The organism is Rhizobium sp. 01L419, assembly GCF_056400025.1.
Window position 1 is genome coordinate 18558 of record NZ_JBFTSM010000035.1, and the last position, 14754, is coordinate 33311.

A 14754-nucleotide genomic window follows, 5' to 3' on the forward strand; every position below is an offset into this window, starting at 1 on the left:
ACGGGGAAAGGCAGCCGTAAAAAGCCTGCCTTTTTTGTTTGTTAATACTGGTCTTCGTAGCGCTTGGCGAGATCTTCGATGTTCTCGGGCGGCCATGCAGGCACTTCCATGCCGAGGTGCAGGCCCATGGAAGCGAGAACTTCCTTGATCTCGTTGAGCGACTTGCGACCAAAGTTCGGGGTGCGGAGCATTTCTGCTTCGGTCTTCTGAATGAGGTCGCCGATGTAGACGATATTGTCGTTCTTCAGGCAGTTTGCCGAACGAACGGACAGCTCGAGTTCGTCCACCTTCTTGAGGAGCGCCGGGTTAAAGGCCAGTTCGGTGACTGCCTCTTCCTCGGTTTCCTTCTGCGGTTCGTCGAAGTTGACGAAGACGCCAAGCTGGTCCTGCAGGATGCGAGCCGCGAAAGCGACGGCATCTTCGCCGGAGATAGAGCCATCGGTTTCGATGGACATGGTCAGCTTGTCGTAGTCGAGAACCTGTCCTTCGCGGGTGTTTTCAACCTTGTAGGACACCTTCTTGACCGGCGAGTAGAGGCTGTCGACCGGGATAAGACCGATCGGAGCATCTTCCGCGCGATTGCGCTCAGCCGGGACGTAGCCCTTGCCGTTGTTGACGGTGAACTCCATGCGGATCTCGGCACCCTCGTCGAGCGTGCAGATGACATGCTCGGGGTTGAGGATTTCGATATCACCGACCGTCTGGATGTCACCAGCCGTTACAACACCCGGACCCTGCTTGCGCACGACCATGCGCTTGGCATCGTCACCATCCATCTTGATGGCGATTTCCTTGATGTTGAGTACGATGTCCGTAACGTCCTCGCGAACGCCCGGGATCGACGAGAACTCATGCAGCACGCCATCGATCTGCACGGCCGTAACAGCGGCACCGCGCAAAGAGGAGAGCAGAACGCGACGCAACGCGTTGCCGAGGGTGAGGCCGAAGCCACGCTCAAGCGGCTCTGCAACGAGAGTCGCCTTGGTGCGCGAGCTCGAAGAGAACTCCACCTTGTTCGGCTTGATCAGTTCCTGCCAGTTCTTCTGAATCATGATTTTGCCTTCCGTTCGTTGCCACTATCCAATCGTGACAACCGAGCTTGAAAACCACCGGGAGCGCTGAGGCGCTCACCGGTGACGATAGCGATGATCAGACGCGGCGCTTCTTGCGCGGACGGCAGCCATTGTGCGGGATCGGGGTCACGTCGCGAATGGACGTAATCATGAAACCGGCAGCCTGGAGCGCGCGCAGAGCCGATTCACGGCCGGAACCCGGACCGCAGACTTCGACTTCCAGCGACTTCATGCCATGTTCCTGGGCCTTCTTGGCGCAGTCTTCGGCAGCGATCTGAGCAGCAAACGGGGTCGACTTGCGCGAGCCCTTGAAGCCCTTGGCGCCAGCAGACGACCAGGCAATTGCATTGCCCTGCGCGTCAGTGATCGTGATCATCGTGTTGTTGAAGGTCGAGTTGACGTGAGCGACACCCGACGAGATGTTCTTGCGCTCGCGACGGCGAACGCGGACGGCTTCCTTAGCCATGGTATTCCTTTCGTTGATCTCTTCACCGCCGTAATCCCAGCGGCTACACCGGAACGGCACCTGTACGGCCCCGCTCCAAACTCAAAAGAGGCCGGCGCAGACCGCCAGCCTCCCCACTCCGGTTTCCCGGAAATTACTTCTTCTTACCAGCGATCGCCTTTGCCGGACCCTTGCGGGTACGAGCATTGGTGTGCGTGCGCTGACCGCGGACCGGAAGGCCACGACGGTGACGCAGGCCGCGGTAGCAGCCGAGGTCCATCAAGCGCTTGATGTTCATCGAGGTTTCACGGCGAAGATCACCCTCGACCTGATAGTCACGGTCAATGGTTTCACGGATCTGAAGAACTTCAGCATCCGTGAGCTGATGAACACGGCGATCAGCCGGAATACCGACCTTCTCGACGATTTCCTGCGCGAATTTCTGTCCGATCCCGTGAATATAGGTCAGCGCGATGACAACGCGCTTTGCAGTCGGGATGTTGACGCCAGCGATACGTGCCACGCCTGTTCTCCTTGCATTCCAGTTGCCATCCGGCAATAGGGCTTCGTTATGCAGCCAAAGGCCGCTCGTTCAAATTCGGGTTCGTAACATCGCAAAACGACCGAACCCGGATTTCCTTCGGGAAATCCGCGCCGATCGCAGGGAATGTCGCGAGTTGGCGCGGTTTAACGGAATCAGTGCAAAAAAGCAACCGCTCCCGCGAAGTTTATTTTCAAAGCTTTAAAGCTTGGAAAGGATGCCTTCGATTTCGGCCGTAACCTGATCGATCTCGGCCATGCCGTCCACGGACGTGAGTTTGCCCTTGGCGTAATAGTAGCCGATCAGCGGCGAGGTTTCCTTGTAGTAGACCTCGAGGCGCTTGGTCATGGTCTCGGCATTGTCGTCGGGACGACGCTTGAAGTGGGTAGAACCGCACTTGTCGCAAACCCCTTCCTTGACCGGGACCTTGTCCGTGTCGTGATAGACCGTGCCGCACTGAGCGCAGGAATAGCGGCCAGCCACGCGGCGGACCAACTCCCTGTCGTCCACACGAAATTCGATGACGACCGAAAGGTCCATGCCCTTGGCCTTGAGCATCACCTCTGTCGCATCCGCCTGCACAAGCGTGCGAGGGAAACCGTCGAGGATGAAGCCATTGGCGCAATCGGGCTGATCGATTCGCTCAGAGACGATGGCGTTGACGATCTCGTCCGAGACAAGATTTCCGGCGTCCATGACAGCCTTGGCGCGCTTGCCGACTTCAGTACCGGCCTGAACGGCGGCGCGCAGCATGTCACCCGTGGAAAGCTGCGGAATGCCGTGCTTTTCCACGATCCGCTGGGCCTGGGTCCCCTTACCCGCGCCCGGCGGCCCCAAAAGTATAAGTCTCATCGCCCCCTCTTTCCTCCACGCAACTTCGATTTCTTGATCAGGCCTTCGTACTGCTGTGCGATCAGATGGCCCTGGATCTGCGCCACCGTATCAAGAGTTACGCTAACCACGATCAAAAGCGAAGTCCCACCAAGGGCTAATGGAATGCCGGTTTGCGACACCAGAATCTCGGGGAGGATGCAGACGAAGACGAGATAGATAGCGCCGATCACCGTGATACGGGTCAGCACATAGTCGATATACTCGGCGGTGCGGTCACCCGGACGAATGCCGGGGATGAAGCCGCCATGCTTCTTCAGATTGTCGGCCGTATCCTTCGGATTGAAGACAATGGCCGTGTAGAAGAAGGCGAAGAAGGCGATGAGGCCCGCATAGAGCAGCATATAAAGCGGCTGGCCATGGCCGAGGGCAGCAACGATAGAGGTGGCCCAGGCAGGCATCGCTGTCGTGGCGGCAAAACCTGCGATCGTCGCGGGCAAAAGCAGCAACGAGGACGCAAAGATTGCCGGGATGACGCCCGAAGTGTTCAGTTTCAGCGGCAGGTGCGAGGTATCGCCCTGGAACATCCGGTTGCCGACCTGGCGCTTCGGATATTGGATCAGCAGACGGCGCTGCGCACGCTCGACGAAGACGATGACGGCGATGACCGCGATCGCGACAACGATGACGAGCAGAATGAGGCTCGTCGACAGCGCACCGGTACGGCCGAGTTCCAACGTGCCGGCAAGAGCGGTCGGAAGACCGGCTGCAATTCCTGCGAAAATGATAAGCGAAATACCGTTGCCAATGCCGCGCGAGGTGATCTGTTCACCGAGCCACATCAGAAACATGGTGCCGCCGAGCAGAGTCAGGACGGTCGAAATTTTGAAGAACCAACCCGGATCGACAACAAGGCCGTTGCCGCTCTCAAGACCGACAGCAATGCCGTAGGCCTGCAGCGCGCCGAGGATGACCGTGCCATATCGGGTGTACTGGTTGATGATCTTGCGGCCCTGCTCGCCTTCCTTCTTCAGATTTTCGAGCGCCGGCACGACCGAGGTCATGAGCTGCACGATGATCGAAGCGGAGATGTAGGGCATGATGCCGAGCGCGAAGATCGCCATGCGCTGCACCGCGCCGCCCGAGAACATGTTGAAGAGACCAAGAATGCCGCCGGCCTGACCCTGGAATGCCTGGGCGTAGGCCTGAGGATTAAGGCCTGGAAGCGGAATATGGGTGCCCAGCCGGTAGACGAGGAGAGCTGCCAGTGTGAACCACAGGCGCTTCTTAAGATCCTCGGCCTTGGCGAAGGTCGAAAAGTTGAGGTTTGAGGCCAGTTGTTCCGCTGCAGAAGCCATGCGATTCTCCGCGCTACCAATTCCGGCGCTCTCGAATTGGCCGGCACCGGAATCAGTATGAATTTCTTTTAAAAACCGGGCCTTGGACGGATTGCTGGCGCAACCCTGTGCCTCACCCTTGTTTTCAGTCTTACCGCACCGACGCGAGCCGCGTCCAAGCAGGTTTAATGAGGCTCACATATGGGAGCAAAATCGCCCGGTGTGAAGCACCCCGGGCGATATATCATGTGTTTATTATTCTGCCGCTGCGGCAGAAAGAAGCGTTATCTTGCCGCCGGCCTTTTCGATCTTCTCGACGGCAGACTTGGAAGCGCCTGCAACTTCGAGCGTGACCTTAGCCTTGAGCTCGCCATCGGACAGAACGCGAACGCCGTCCTTGGCGCGACGGATGACGCCGGCAGCCTTCAGAGCCGCCGCATCGATCGTTGCCTTCGCGTCCAGCTTGCCGGCATCGACGGCAGCTTGGATGCGTGCGAGCGATACGACAACGTAGTCGGCTGCGAAGATGTTGGTGAAGCCACGCTTCGGCAGGCGACGGTAGATGGGCATCTGACCGCCTTCGAAGCCGTTGATGGCAACGCCCGAACGGGACTTCTGACCCTTTACACCACGACCACCGGTCTTACCGGAGCCCGAGCCGATACCGCGGCCGAGGCGCTTGCGGCTATGGGTAGAGCCTTCGTTATCCTTGATTTCATTGAGTTTCATGAGCTTTACTCCGGACTCACTTCTCGTCGACGACGCGAACGAGATGCTGGACTGCACGGATCATGCCACGAACGGCTGGAGTGTCTTCCAGCGTGCGGCGGCGGTGCATCTTGTTCAGTCCGAGACCGATCAGCGTACGCTGCTGGACGTCCGGACGGCGAATCGGGCTGCCGACCTGTTCGATCGTAACAGTCTTCGCTTCAGCCTTCTTGGTAGCCTTGGCCATTGGTCAGCTCCTCTTATTCTTCAGAGGCGTTGCCGGAAGCGGCACGGCGAGCCTGGAGCGTAGCATACTTGATGCCGCGCTGGGCTGCGATGTCCTTCGGGTGAACCTGGTGCTTCAGAGCGTCGAAGGTGGCGCGAACCATGTTGTAAGGGTTCGACGAACCGGTCGACTTGGCGACGACGTCGTGGACGCCGAGCGTTTCGAAAACGGCGCGCATCGGACCGCCGGCGATGATACCGGTACCAACCTTGGCCGAGCGCAGCAGAACCTTGCCGGCGCCATGACGGCCATGGACGTCGTGATGCAGCGTACGGCCGTCACGCAGCGGTACGAAGATCAGCTCGCGCTTGGCGGCTTCGGTTGCCTTGCGGATGGCTTCCGGCACTTCACGTGCCTTGCCATGGCCGAAGCCGACGCGGCCCTTCTGGTCGCCGACGACGACGAGTGCTGCGAAACCAAAACGACGGCCGCCCTTGACGACCTTGGCGACGCGGTTGATCGCGACAAGCTTGTCGACGAATTCGCTATCGCGCTCTTCGCGGCTCTGGCGGTCTTCCCGCTGCGGCCTTCTTTCCTGTGCCATTGTCCTCTTCCTTTTTCTTTTCCGGGTGCAATCGGCAAACAAAACGAGGACCGCATCGTCTTCCTCAAGGGAACGGTTTGCGGTCCGGTGAAATCCGGCCGAGGCTTAAAAAGCCTTCGGCCGGAAACTGATTAGAAGGTCAGGCCGCTTTCGCGGGCTGCATCTGCCAGGGCCTTGATGCGGCCGTGATAGATGAAGGCGCCACGGTCGAAAACGACCTCAGTGACACCTGCCTTGGAGGCGCGCTCAGCAACGAGCTTGCCGACGAGGGCTGCTGCTGCTGTGTCGGCACCGGTCTTCAGAGAACCGCGCAGATCCTTGTCGAGGGTCGATGCAGCGGCAAGCGTCTTGCCGGCAACATCGTCGATGACCTGAGCGTAGATGTTCTTCGAGGAGCGATGAACCGACAGGCGCGGACGGCCATTGGCCACCGACTTGAGATGACGGCGCACGCGGTTGGCACGACGTGCAAGTGCTTCTTTCCTGCTAGCCATTTCGCGTGATCCTTACTTCTTCTTGCCTTCTTTGCGGACAATCCGCTCTTCGGCATACTTGACGCCCTTGCCCTTGTAGGGCTCCGGACCGCGGTATTCGCGGATCTCGGCGGCGACCTGGCCGACCTGCTGCTTGTTGATGCCGGTGACGATAATTTCCGTCGGCTTCGGTACAGCGATCGTGATGCCCTGCGGCGGTTCGTAGACCACGTCGTGGCTGAAACCGAGAGCCAGCTGCAGGTTCTTGCCCTGCAGGGAGGCACGGTAACCAACGCCGTTGATTTCGAGCTTGCGCTCGTAGCCGTCCTTGACGCCCTTGAAGATGTTTTCGATCATCGTGCGGGACATGCCCCACTTCGAACGAGCATCCTTCGTCTGGCTGAGCGGCGTTACGACGACCGCATTGTTTTCAAGCTTGAGGCTGATTTCGTCGTTTGCGACGAAAAACAGCTCGCCCTTCGGGCCCTTCGCAGTAACCTTCTGGCCATCGACCGTAGCCGTGATMCCAGCAGGTACCTGAACGGGCTTCTTACCGATACGAGACATGTTTCAATCCTGTCTGTTCGCTATGGAGACCCTGCGCAGTCTTAGAAGACCGAGCAGAGAACCTCGCCACCAACGTTCTGTTCGCGAGCCTGGTGATCGGCCATCACACCCTTCGGAGTCGAAAGGATGGTGATGCCGAGGCCGTTCGCGACCTGCGGAATGGACTTGACCGAGACATAAACCCGGCGGCCCGGCTTGGACACACGGCCGATCTCACGGATCACCGATGCGCCTTCATAGTACTTCAGTTCGATGTTCAGTTCCGACTTGCCGTTGCCGAAATCGACGACGGAGTAGCCACGGATGTAGCCTTCGGACTGGAGGACATCGAGAACACGTGCACGGAGCCTGGAAGCAGGCGTCGAAACCGACGACTTGCGACGCGAAGCACCGTTACGGATACGGGTGAGCATATCGCCCAACGGATCAGTCATTGTCATCTAACCTGCTCCTTACCAGCTCGACTTGACGATGCCCGGCACCTTGCCGAGATTGCCCAGTTCACGTAGCGCGATACGCGACATACGCAGTTTACGGTAATAAGCGCGCGGACGACCGGACACTTCGCAACGGTTGCGAATGCGGGTCTTCGATCCGTCGCGTGGCAGGGATGCCAGCTTGATCGAGGCCTTGAACCGCTCTTCGATCGGAAGAGCCTGGTTCATGATGATCGCCTTCAGGGCAGCACGCTTGCCGGCCTGGTTTGCGACCGTAGTACGGCGGCGCTTGTTCTTTTCAACTGCGCTTGTCTTCGCCATGTCAGGTTCCTTTTCTACGCTCGTCGTTACGGTTACTGACGGAACGGGAAGCTGAACTCCGTGAGGAGTGCGCGAGCTTCGTCGTCGGTCGTTGCCGTCGTGCAAACGATGATGTCCATGCCCCACATCTGATCAACCTTGTCGTAGTTGATTTCAGGGAACACAATGTGCTCCTTGATGCCCATGGCAAAGTTGCCACGGCCGTCAAAGCTCTTCGGGTTCAGGCCGCGGAAGTCGCGAACGCGCGGAAGCGCGATGTTGACCAGGCGATCCAGGAACTCGTACATGCGGGCGCCGCGCAGGGTGACCTTCGCGCCGATCGGCATGTGTTCGCGGACCTTGAAGCCAGCGATAGAGTTGCGTGCACGGGTGATGACCGGCTTCTGGCCAGCGATGGCAGCCAGGTCGGCAGCAGCAACGGTCGGCTTCTTCGAGTCAGCCGTGGCTTCGCCCACACCCATGTTGATAACGATCTTGTCGAGCTTCGGGATCATCATCTCGTTGGCGTAGGAGAACTTCTCCTGCATCGCCTTACGGATCCGCTCGACATATTCCTTCTTGAGCCGCGGCTCGTACTTTGCCTCAGCCATCGATCACTTCTCCCGAACGCTTGGCCACGCGGACCTTCTTGCCGTCAACAACCTTGAAGCCGACGCGGGTCGGCTTGCCGTCCTTGTCGATGATCGAGACGTTGGACAGGTGAACCGAAGCTTCCTTGGAAATAATCCCGGCTTCCTGGGTCTGCGTCTGGCGCTGGTGGCGCTTTACGAGGTTTACGCCGCGAACGACGGCGCGATCTTCCTTCGGCAGGACCTGAAGGACTTCGCCAGTGCGACCCTTGTCCTTGCCTGCGAGCATGACGACCTTGTCGCCCTTACGAATCTTTTGCATCGTTCCCGCTCCTTACAGTACTTCGGGAGCCAGCGAGATGATCTTCATGTGGTTCTTCGCACGCAATTCGCGCGGAACCGGTCCGAAGATACGGGTGCCGATCGGCTCTTTCTTGTTGTCGATGAGGACTGCTGCATTCGTGTCGAAGCGGATGACAGAGCCATCCGGACGACGGATGTCCTTGGCGGTACGAACGACAACCGCCTTCATCACGTCACCCTTCTTCACACGGCCGCGCGGAATAGCTTCCTTGATCGAAACGACGATGACGTCGCCGATCGAGGCATACTTGCGCTTCGAGCCGCCCAGCACCTTGATGCACATGACACGACGGGCGCCGGAATTATCCGCGACGTCGAGGTTTGTTTGCATCTGAATCATATCAGGTCGCCTTCTTGTTCTTACCGGAATGGTTGGGCAATGCCCCCTCTCCCGGCTTATGAGAATTCTCTACCGGCCGCTCGTCGTGAGGACAGCGAAAACACGGCAATAGCTTGAATAGCGCGGGATAGATCGTTGCCAGGGTGGTTTCCCAGATGGGACCTTCCGTGCGCTTAAAGCAAAAGAACGCCCGGCATTCGAGCGTTCCGACGCTGCTTCATACAGAAATTTCCGCGAGACGCAAGGCCTCGCGTGAAATTCTTACTTGGCCTGGGCGGCAATAACCGTCCAGCGCTTGTCCTTGGAGATCGGTGCGCACTCCTCGATGGAGACGATATCGCCGATCTTGTACTGGTTGTTTTCGTCGTGGGCCTTGTACTTCTTGGAGCGACGAACGGTCTTCTGGAGCAGCGGATGAGCGAAACGACGCTCAACGCGAACTACGACAGTCTTCTCGTTCTTGTCACCAACCACGACGCCCTGCAGAATGCGCTTCGGCATGTTTTTTTCCTTTAGGCCTTTGCTTCTGCCGCCTTCTGGCGGGCAATGGTTTTGACGCGGGCGATGTCCTTGCGGACTTCGTTGATGCGCGAGGTCTTCTCAAGCTGGTTCGTCGCCTTCTGGAAGCGCAGGTTKAACTGCTCTTTCTTCAGGTCGGCGAGCTTGTCCTTGAGCTGGTCGGCCGTGAGGCCGCGTACTTCTTCGGCTTTCATCGTGCCTTCTCCTTACTCTGCGATGCGCTGCACAAAGCGCGTCTTGACCGAGAGCTTGGCCGAGCCGAGGCGAAGCGCTTCACGCGCGATTTCCTCGGAGACACCGTCGATCTCGAACATCATACGACCGGGCTTGACCTTGCATGCCCAGTATTCCACGGAACCCTTACCCTTACCCATACGGACTTCGGTAGGCTTTGCGGTTACCGGAACGTCCGGGAACACGCGGATCCAAACACGGCCGGCGCGCTTCATGTAACGCGTAATCGCGCGGCGGGCCGCTTCGATTTCACGTGCGTTAACGCGGTTCGGCTCCTGAGCCTTCAGGCCGAATTCGCCGAAGGCCAGATCAGAACCACCCTTGGCTACGCCCTTGATGCGGCCCTTGAACTGCTTGCGGTACTTAGTACGCTTTGGCTGCAACATTTTCTTACTTCTCCGAGCTTATCTTTCGCCAGCGCTAATTACGCGTTGTCGCGTTCGCGGCGACGATCGCCACGGTCGCGTTCGCGGCTTGCCGGGCCCTGTGCGTCGCCTTCCAGCGCGCGGCGTTCGGAAGCCATCGGATCGTGCTCAAGGATTTCGCCCTTGAAGATCCAGACCTTGATGCCGCAGATACCGAATGCGGTTTCGGCTTCAGCCGTACCGTAGTCGATGTCAGCGCGCAGGGTGTGCAGCGGCACGCGGCCTTCGCGGTACCATTCCGTACGAGCGATTTCTGCACCACCGAGACGGCCTGCGCAGGTGATCTTGATGCCTTCGGCGCCAAGACGCATCGCGGACTGAACGGCGCGCTTCATGGCGCGGCGGAAAGCCACGCGGCGCTCGAGCTGCTGGGCGATCGACTGAGCAACGAGCGTTGCGTCGATTTCCGGCTTGCGCACTTCAACGATGTTGAGGTGCGTTTCGGAATTCGTCATTTCCGACAGCTTCTTGCGGAGCTTGTCGATGTCGGCGCCCTTACGGCCGATGATCAGGCCCGGACGGGCCGAGTGGATCGTGACGCGGCACTTCTTGTGCGGGCGCTCGATGACCACCTTGGAGATACCGGCCTGCTTCAGTTCGCTCATGACGAACTTACGCATCTTCAGGTCTTCGTGCAGGAGCTGACCATACTCGGCATTGTCCGCAAACCAGCGGCTATCCCAGGTACGGTTGATGCCAAGACGGAAACCAATCGGATTGATCTTCTGACCCATTATGCGGCCTCCTCTTGTGCCTGCACTTCACGAACGACGATCGTCAGGTGAGCGAACGGACGTTCGATGCGYGATGCGCGGCCACGGCCACGAGCGTGGAAGCGCTTCATGACGATCGACTTGCCGACATAAGCCTCGGCGACGACGAGAGCATCGACGTCGAGGTCATGGTTGTTTTCAGCGTTGGCGATCGCAGATTCGAGCGTCTTCTTGACGGCGCCTGCAATGCGCTTGCGGGAGAATTCCAGCTCAGCGAGTGCACGCTCGACCTTCTTGCCGCGGATGGCCGCAGCAACCAGGTTAAGCTTCTGGGGGCTGACACGAAGCGTGCGGGCGACTGCCTGCGCTTCGTTGTCCTTGAGCCGGCGTTCTGTTTTTGCCTTGCCCATCGTTACTTCCTCTTTGCCTTCTTGTCCGCGCCGTGACCGTAATAGGTCCGGGTCGGAGAGAATTCACCGAACTTGTGACCGACCATGTCTTCATTGACGCTGACCGGAACATGCTTGCTGCCGTTGTAGACGCCGAAGGTGAGACCGACGAACTGCGGCAGGATCGTGGAGCGACGGCTCCAGATCTTGATTACTTCTGCGCGTCCGCCTTCACGAACCTTCTCAGCCTTCTTGAGAAGATAGCCGTCAACGAACGGACCTTTCCATACTGAACGAGCCATTGGAGACTTCCTCTCTTACTTCTTACGCTGATGACGCGAGCGCATGATCATCTTGTCGGTCGACTTGTTCGACCGGGTGCGCTTGCCCTTGGTCGGCTTGCCCCACGGAGAAACCGGGTGACGACCACCAGAGGTGCGGCCTTCACCACCGCCGTGCGGGTGGTCGACCGGGTTCATGACGACACCGCGGTTATGCGGACGCTTGCCGCGCCAAACAGTACGACCGGCCTTGCCGTCGTTGATGTTGGCATGGTCAGGGTTCGACACTGCACCGATCGAAGCAAGGCAGGTGCCGTGCACGAGACGCTGTTCGCCCGAGTTCAGGCGAAGGATCGCCATGCCCTGGTCGCGGCCGACGAGCTGCGCGTAGGAACCGGCGGAGCGGGCAATCTGACCGCCCTTGCCCGGCTTCATTTCCACATTGTGGATGATGGAGCCGACCGGGATATACTGCAGCGGCATCGTGTTGCCGGGCTTGACGTCAACAACCTTGTCGGAAGCGATGACCTTGTCGCCGGCAGCAAGACGCTGCGGAGCGATGATGTAGGCCTGTTCGCCATCGGCGTATTTGATGAGCGCGATGTAAGCCGTACGGTTCGGGTCGTATTCGATACGCTCGACAGTGCCTTCGACGTCGAACTTGCGACGCTTGAAGTCGATGATGCGATAGGTACGCTTGTGACCGCCGCCGATGAAGCGGGCCGTGATGCGGCCGAGGTTGTTACGACCGCCGCTCTTGGTCAGACCTTCCGTCAGCGCCTTGACCGGCTTGCCCTTGTAGAGGCCAGAACGGTCGACGATGACCAGCTGGCGCTGGCTCGGGGTCGTCGGATTGAATGTTTTCAATGCCATTTTTTTATCCTCAGAGACCGGTGGAGACGTCGATCGTCTGGCCTTCGGCCAACGTCACGACAGCCTTCTTCACGTCCTGCTGCTTGCCGACAAAACCGCGGAAACGCCGGGTCTTGCCCTTGCGCAGCAGGGTGTTGACGGCGGTAACCTTGACGCCGAAGAGCGCCTCGACTGCAGCCTTGATTTCCGGCTTCGTCGCCTTCTTGGCGACATTGAAAACAACCTGGTTGTTTTCCGATACCAGCGTGGATTTTTCGGTGATCGCAGGAGAAACGATCACATCGTAGTGGCGGAGATCGGTCACTTGAATCGCTCCTCTAGCGCTTCAACGGCAGCCTTGGAAAGCACGAGCTTGCCGCGGCGGACGATGTCGTAAACGTTGATGCCCTGGATCGGCAGAACATCGATGTTCGGGATGTTCTGGGCAGCGAGCTTGAAGTTACCGTCGAGCTCGGCACCGCCGATGAAGAGGGCGTTGGTGAGGCCCAGCGTTGCGAATACGCCGGCCAGAGCCTTCGTCTTTGCTTCGTTGGCGACCAGATCATCGATGATGATCAGTTCGTCTGCCTTGATCTTGGCGGACAGCGCGTGACGCAGGCCGAGTGCGCGAACCTTCTTCGGAAGGTCGTGTTCGTGGCTGCGAGCAACCGGGCCGTGGGCCTTACCACCACCGCGGAACTGCGGAGCACGAGCCGAATGGTGACGAGCGCGGCCCGTACCCTTCTGCTTGTACATCTTGGCGCCGGTGCGCCAGACGTCTGCGCGGCCCTTTGCCTGGTGCGTGCCCTGCTGCTTCTTAGCAAGCTGCCAGCGGATAACGCGGGCGAGAATATCTTCGCGGGGCTCAAGGCCGAAAATCGCTTCCGAAAGGGAAACCTTCCCAGCGTCTTTTCCCTCGAGGGTCTTGACGTTCAATTCCATTGGTCTGGCTCCCTTACTTCGCTGCCGACTTGACGGCGTCGCGCACGATGATCCAGGCACCCTTGGAACCGGGTACTGCACCCTTGATCAGGATCAGACCGCGATCTTCGTCGGTCGAAACGACTTCAAGGTTCTGCGTCGTCACGCGCGTCTGGCCCATGTGACCAGCCATCTTCTTGTTCTTGAAAACCTTGCCCGGATCCTGGCGCGAACCTGTCGAACCATGCGAGCGGTGCGAAACAGACACACCGTGCGTGGCGCGCAGACCGCCGAAGCCGTGGCGCTTCATGGCGCCGGCAAAGCCCTTACCGATCGTCGTGCCTGTGACGTCGACGAGCTGGCCAGCAGCAAAGTGATCAGCCTTGATCTCAGTACCAATGTCGAGCAGGTGGTCTTCCGAAACGCGGAATTCCTGCAGCTTGGCCTTGGGCTCAACGTTTGCGACGGCAAAGTTGCCGCGCATGGCCTTGGACGTGTTCTTTACCTTGGCCTGGCCAGCACCGAGCTGAAGCGCGGTATAGCCATTCTTTTCTACGGTGCGCTGGGCCACGACCTGGCAGCTTTCCAAACGCAGTACCGTTACCGGGACATGCTCGCCGGCGTCGTTGTAGACGCGGGTCATTCCCACCTTCTGTGCAATCACACCTGAACGCATCGGTTCAATCCTTCCAACTCAGCTCGAGCAAGCTCAGAGCTTGATCTCAACATCGACACCTGCGGCGAGATCGAGCTTCATCAGCGCGTCTACCGTCTGCGGGGTCGGATCTACGATGTCGAGCAGGCGCTTATGCGTGCGCATCTCGAACTGTTCGCGGCTCTTCTTGTCGATGTGCGGGGACCGGTTGACCGTAAACTTCTCGATGCGGGTCGGAAGCGGAACGGGGCCCCGGACGCTAGCACCGGTGCGCTTCGCCGTCGACACGATCTCGCGCGTGGAAGCATCGAGAATCCGGTGATCGAACGCCTTCAGGCGAATGCGGATATTTTGGCCGTTCATTCGACGTTATCCTTGTGTTTGTTTTCCACATGTCTTTGGGCAAGACACGGGTTGTTCTTTCTTCCTAAGGCGGACCACCGGTTTCAAAGATCGAGAGAGACGCCTGTTACGGCATCCCTATCCACTCTTCAGGGCCTTTTGACCCACCTTATTGTTTGTTTAGTCGCCGCTTCGTCTACCAAAGCGGTACGCAAATCGCGCTCGCGCGCCATTTGCAACATTTCTGTGTAATAAGCAAGCGGCCAGCGCCGCTTGCATCATAATAATGTCATCGAATCGGCTGCTCCACCGGAGCAGCCGAATGAATTACTCGACGATCGAAGCAACGATGCCTGCACCGACGGTACGGCCGCCTTCGCGGATAGCGAAGCGAAGCTTTTCTTCCATCGCGATCGGAACGATCAGCTCGACGTCAACAGTGACGTTGTCGCCAGGCATGACCATTTCCGTGCCTTCCGGAAGCGTCACGATGCCCGTAACGTCCGTCGTGCGGAAGTAGAACTGCGGACGGTAGTTCGTGAAGAACGGCGTATGACGACCGCCTTCTTCCTTCGTCAGGATGTAGGC

27 protein-coding genes are annotated in these 14754 nt (G+C 58.8%); all 27 read right to left on the reverse strand.

Annotated elements, in window-relative coordinates; genetic code table 11:
* Window positions 1–41 precede the first annotated feature (41 nt).
* The gene (locus AC1DUP_RS35630; RefSeq protein WP_007812895.1) at window positions 42–1052 is read right to left on the reverse strand and encodes a DNA-directed RNA polymerase subunit alpha; all 1011 of its coding nucleotides are present in this window, start codon (window positions 1050–1052) and stop codon (window positions 42–44) included.
* 97 nt (window positions 1053–1149) lie between these two features.
* A complete protein-coding gene (rpsK, locus tag AC1DUP_RS35635; RefSeq protein ID WP_003547577.1) occupies window positions 1150–1539 on the reverse strand; it encodes a 30S ribosomal protein S11 in 390 nt (129 codons plus the stop codon).
* A 133-nt stretch (window positions 1540–1672) separates the two neighbouring features.
* Window positions 1673–2041 carry a 30S ribosomal protein S13 gene (gene rpsM, locus AC1DUP_RS35640; RefSeq protein ID WP_113297881.1) on the reverse strand — a complete coding sequence of 123 codons (369 nt, stop codon included), beginning with the start codon at window positions 2039–2041 and terminating at the stop codon, window positions 1673–1675.
* A gap of 219 nt (window positions 2042–2260) precedes the next feature.
* A complete protein-coding gene (locus AC1DUP_RS35645) occupies window positions 2261–2911 on the reverse strand; it encodes an adenylate kinase (RefSeq protein ID WP_477837173.1) in 651 nt (216 codons plus the stop codon).
* On the reverse strand, window positions 2908–4248 hold the full coding sequence (secY, locus tag AC1DUP_RS35650; protein ID WP_113297883.1) for a preprotein translocase subunit SecY: 1341 nt from the start codon (window positions 4246–4248) through the stop codon (window positions 2908–2910). Before secY ends, AC1DUP_RS35645 begins: the two co-directional genes overlap by 4 nt.
* A gap of 234 nt (window positions 4249–4482) precedes the next feature.
* A complete protein-coding gene (gene rplO, locus AC1DUP_RS35655) occupies window positions 4483–4956 on the reverse strand; it encodes a 50S ribosomal protein L15 (protein WP_477837175.1) in 474 nt (157 codons plus the stop codon).
* A 16-nt stretch (window positions 4957–4972) separates the two neighbouring features.
* The gene (rpmD, locus tag AC1DUP_RS35660; RefSeq protein WP_113297885.1) at window positions 4973–5182 is read right to left on the reverse strand and encodes a 50S ribosomal protein L30; all 210 of its coding nucleotides are present in this window, start codon (window positions 5180–5182) and stop codon (window positions 4973–4975) included.
* Between the two features lie 13 nt (window positions 5183–5195).
* The gene (rpsE, locus tag AC1DUP_RS35665) at window positions 5196–5765 is read right to left on the reverse strand and encodes a 30S ribosomal protein S5 (protein WP_007812885.1); all 570 of its coding nucleotides are present in this window, start codon (window positions 5763–5765) and stop codon (window positions 5196–5198) included.
* A gap of 131 nt (window positions 5766–5896) precedes the next feature.
* Window positions 5897–6259 (reverse strand): 50S ribosomal protein L18, encoded by a 363-nt coding sequence (gene rplR / locus AC1DUP_RS35670; RefSeq protein WP_113297886.1) that lies wholly within the window; start codon window positions 6257–6259, stop codon window positions 5897–5899.
* Window positions 6260–6271: 12 nt separating this feature from the next.
* Complete coding sequence (gene rplF, locus AC1DUP_RS35675) at window positions 6272–6805, reverse strand: 50S ribosomal protein L6 (RefSeq protein ID WP_113297887.1); 534 nt, start codon at window positions 6803–6805, stop codon at window positions 6272–6274.
* 41 nt (window positions 6806–6846) lie between these two features.
* Entirely contained in the window at window positions 6847–7245 is a 399-nt protein-coding gene (rpsH, locus tag AC1DUP_RS35680; protein ID WP_113297888.1) for a 30S ribosomal protein S8, read from the reverse strand.
* A 12-nt stretch (window positions 7246–7257) separates the two neighbouring features.
* Complete coding sequence (gene rpsN / locus AC1DUP_RS35685) at window positions 7258–7563, reverse strand: 30S ribosomal protein S14 (RefSeq protein WP_113507867.1); 306 nt, start codon at window positions 7561–7563, stop codon at window positions 7258–7260.
* A gap of 32 nt (window positions 7564–7595) precedes the next feature.
* Entirely contained in the window at window positions 7596–8153 is a 558-nt protein-coding gene (gene rplE / locus AC1DUP_RS35690) for a 50S ribosomal protein L5 (RefSeq protein WP_113297890.1), read from the reverse strand.
* Window positions 8146–8454, reverse strand: a complete 309-nt coding sequence (rplX, locus tag AC1DUP_RS35695; RefSeq protein ID WP_113297891.1) for a 50S ribosomal protein L24 — start codon at window positions 8452–8454, stop codon at window positions 8146–8148. Before rplX ends, rplE begins: the two co-directional genes overlap by 8 nt.
* A gap of 12 nt (window positions 8455–8466) precedes the next feature.
* Window positions 8467–8835 carry a 50S ribosomal protein L14 gene (gene rplN / locus AC1DUP_RS35700; protein ID WP_003573790.1) on the reverse strand — a complete coding sequence of 123 codons (369 nt, stop codon included), beginning with the start codon at window positions 8833–8835 and terminating at the stop codon, window positions 8467–8469.
* A 261-nt stretch (window positions 8836–9096) separates the two neighbouring features.
* A complete protein-coding gene (gene rpsQ, locus AC1DUP_RS35705) occupies window positions 9097–9336 on the reverse strand; it encodes a 30S ribosomal protein S17 (protein ID WP_007812872.1) in 240 nt (79 codons plus the stop codon).
* 11 nt (window positions 9337–9347) lie between these two features.
* Window positions 9348–9548 carry a 50S ribosomal protein L29 gene (gene rpmC, locus AC1DUP_RS35710; RefSeq protein ID WP_477837180.1) on the reverse strand — a complete coding sequence of 67 codons (201 nt, stop codon included), beginning with the start codon at window positions 9546–9548 and terminating at the stop codon, window positions 9348–9350.
* A gap of 12 nt (window positions 9549–9560) precedes the next feature.
* Window positions 9561–9974 (reverse strand): 50S ribosomal protein L16, encoded by a 414-nt coding sequence (rplP, locus tag AC1DUP_RS35715; protein ID WP_003573792.1) that lies wholly within the window; start codon window positions 9972–9974, stop codon window positions 9561–9563.
* A 38-nt stretch (window positions 9975–10012) separates the two neighbouring features.
* Entirely contained in the window at window positions 10013–10747 is a 735-nt protein-coding gene (gene rpsC / locus AC1DUP_RS35720) for a 30S ribosomal protein S3 (protein WP_007812868.1), read from the reverse strand.
* Window positions 10747–11136: a 50S ribosomal protein L22 gene (rplV, locus tag AC1DUP_RS35725; RefSeq protein ID WP_018115519.1), complete on the reverse strand. Its 390-nt coding sequence runs from the start codon at window positions 11134–11136 to the stop codon at window positions 10747–10749. Before rplV ends, rpsC begins: the two co-directional genes overlap by 1 nt.
* Before the next feature lie 2 nt (window positions 11137–11138).
* The gene (gene rpsS, locus AC1DUP_RS35730) at window positions 11139–11417 is read right to left on the reverse strand and encodes a 30S ribosomal protein S19 (protein WP_007531666.1); all 279 of its coding nucleotides are present in this window, start codon (window positions 11415–11417) and stop codon (window positions 11139–11141) included.
* A 15-nt stretch (window positions 11418–11432) separates the two neighbouring features.
* Window positions 11433–12269 carry a 50S ribosomal protein L2 gene (gene rplB, locus AC1DUP_RS35735; protein ID WP_113297892.1) on the reverse strand — a complete coding sequence of 279 codons (837 nt, stop codon included), beginning with the start codon at window positions 12267–12269 and terminating at the stop codon, window positions 11433–11435.
* Window positions 12270–12279: 10 nt separating this feature from the next.
* On the reverse strand, window positions 12280–12573 hold the full coding sequence (locus tag AC1DUP_RS35740; RefSeq protein WP_007812862.1) for a 50S ribosomal protein L23: 294 nt from the start codon (window positions 12571–12573) through the stop codon (window positions 12280–12282).
* Window positions 12570–13190 carry a 50S ribosomal protein L4 gene (gene rplD, locus AC1DUP_RS35745; protein WP_007812861.1) on the reverse strand — a complete coding sequence of 207 codons (621 nt, stop codon included), beginning with the start codon at window positions 13188–13190 and terminating at the stop codon, window positions 12570–12572. The genes AC1DUP_RS35740 and rplD overlap by 4 nt, the downstream gene beginning before the upstream one ends.
* Before the next feature lie 13 nt (window positions 13191–13203).
* A complete protein-coding gene (rplC, locus tag AC1DUP_RS35750) occupies window positions 13204–13845 on the reverse strand; it encodes a 50S ribosomal protein L3 (RefSeq protein ID WP_113297893.1) in 642 nt (213 codons plus the stop codon).
* 33 nt (window positions 13846–13878) lie between these two features.
* Window positions 13879–14187 (reverse strand): 30S ribosomal protein S10, encoded by a 309-nt coding sequence (gene rpsJ / locus AC1DUP_RS35755; RefSeq protein ID WP_003547547.1) that lies wholly within the window; start codon window positions 14185–14187, stop codon window positions 13879–13881.
* A 306-nt stretch (window positions 14188–14493) separates the two neighbouring features.
* On the reverse strand, window positions 14494–14754 hold a 261-nt coding region (locus tag AC1DUP_RS35760; RefSeq protein ID WP_037430126.1), incomplete at its 5' end, for an EF-Tu C-terminal domain-related protein.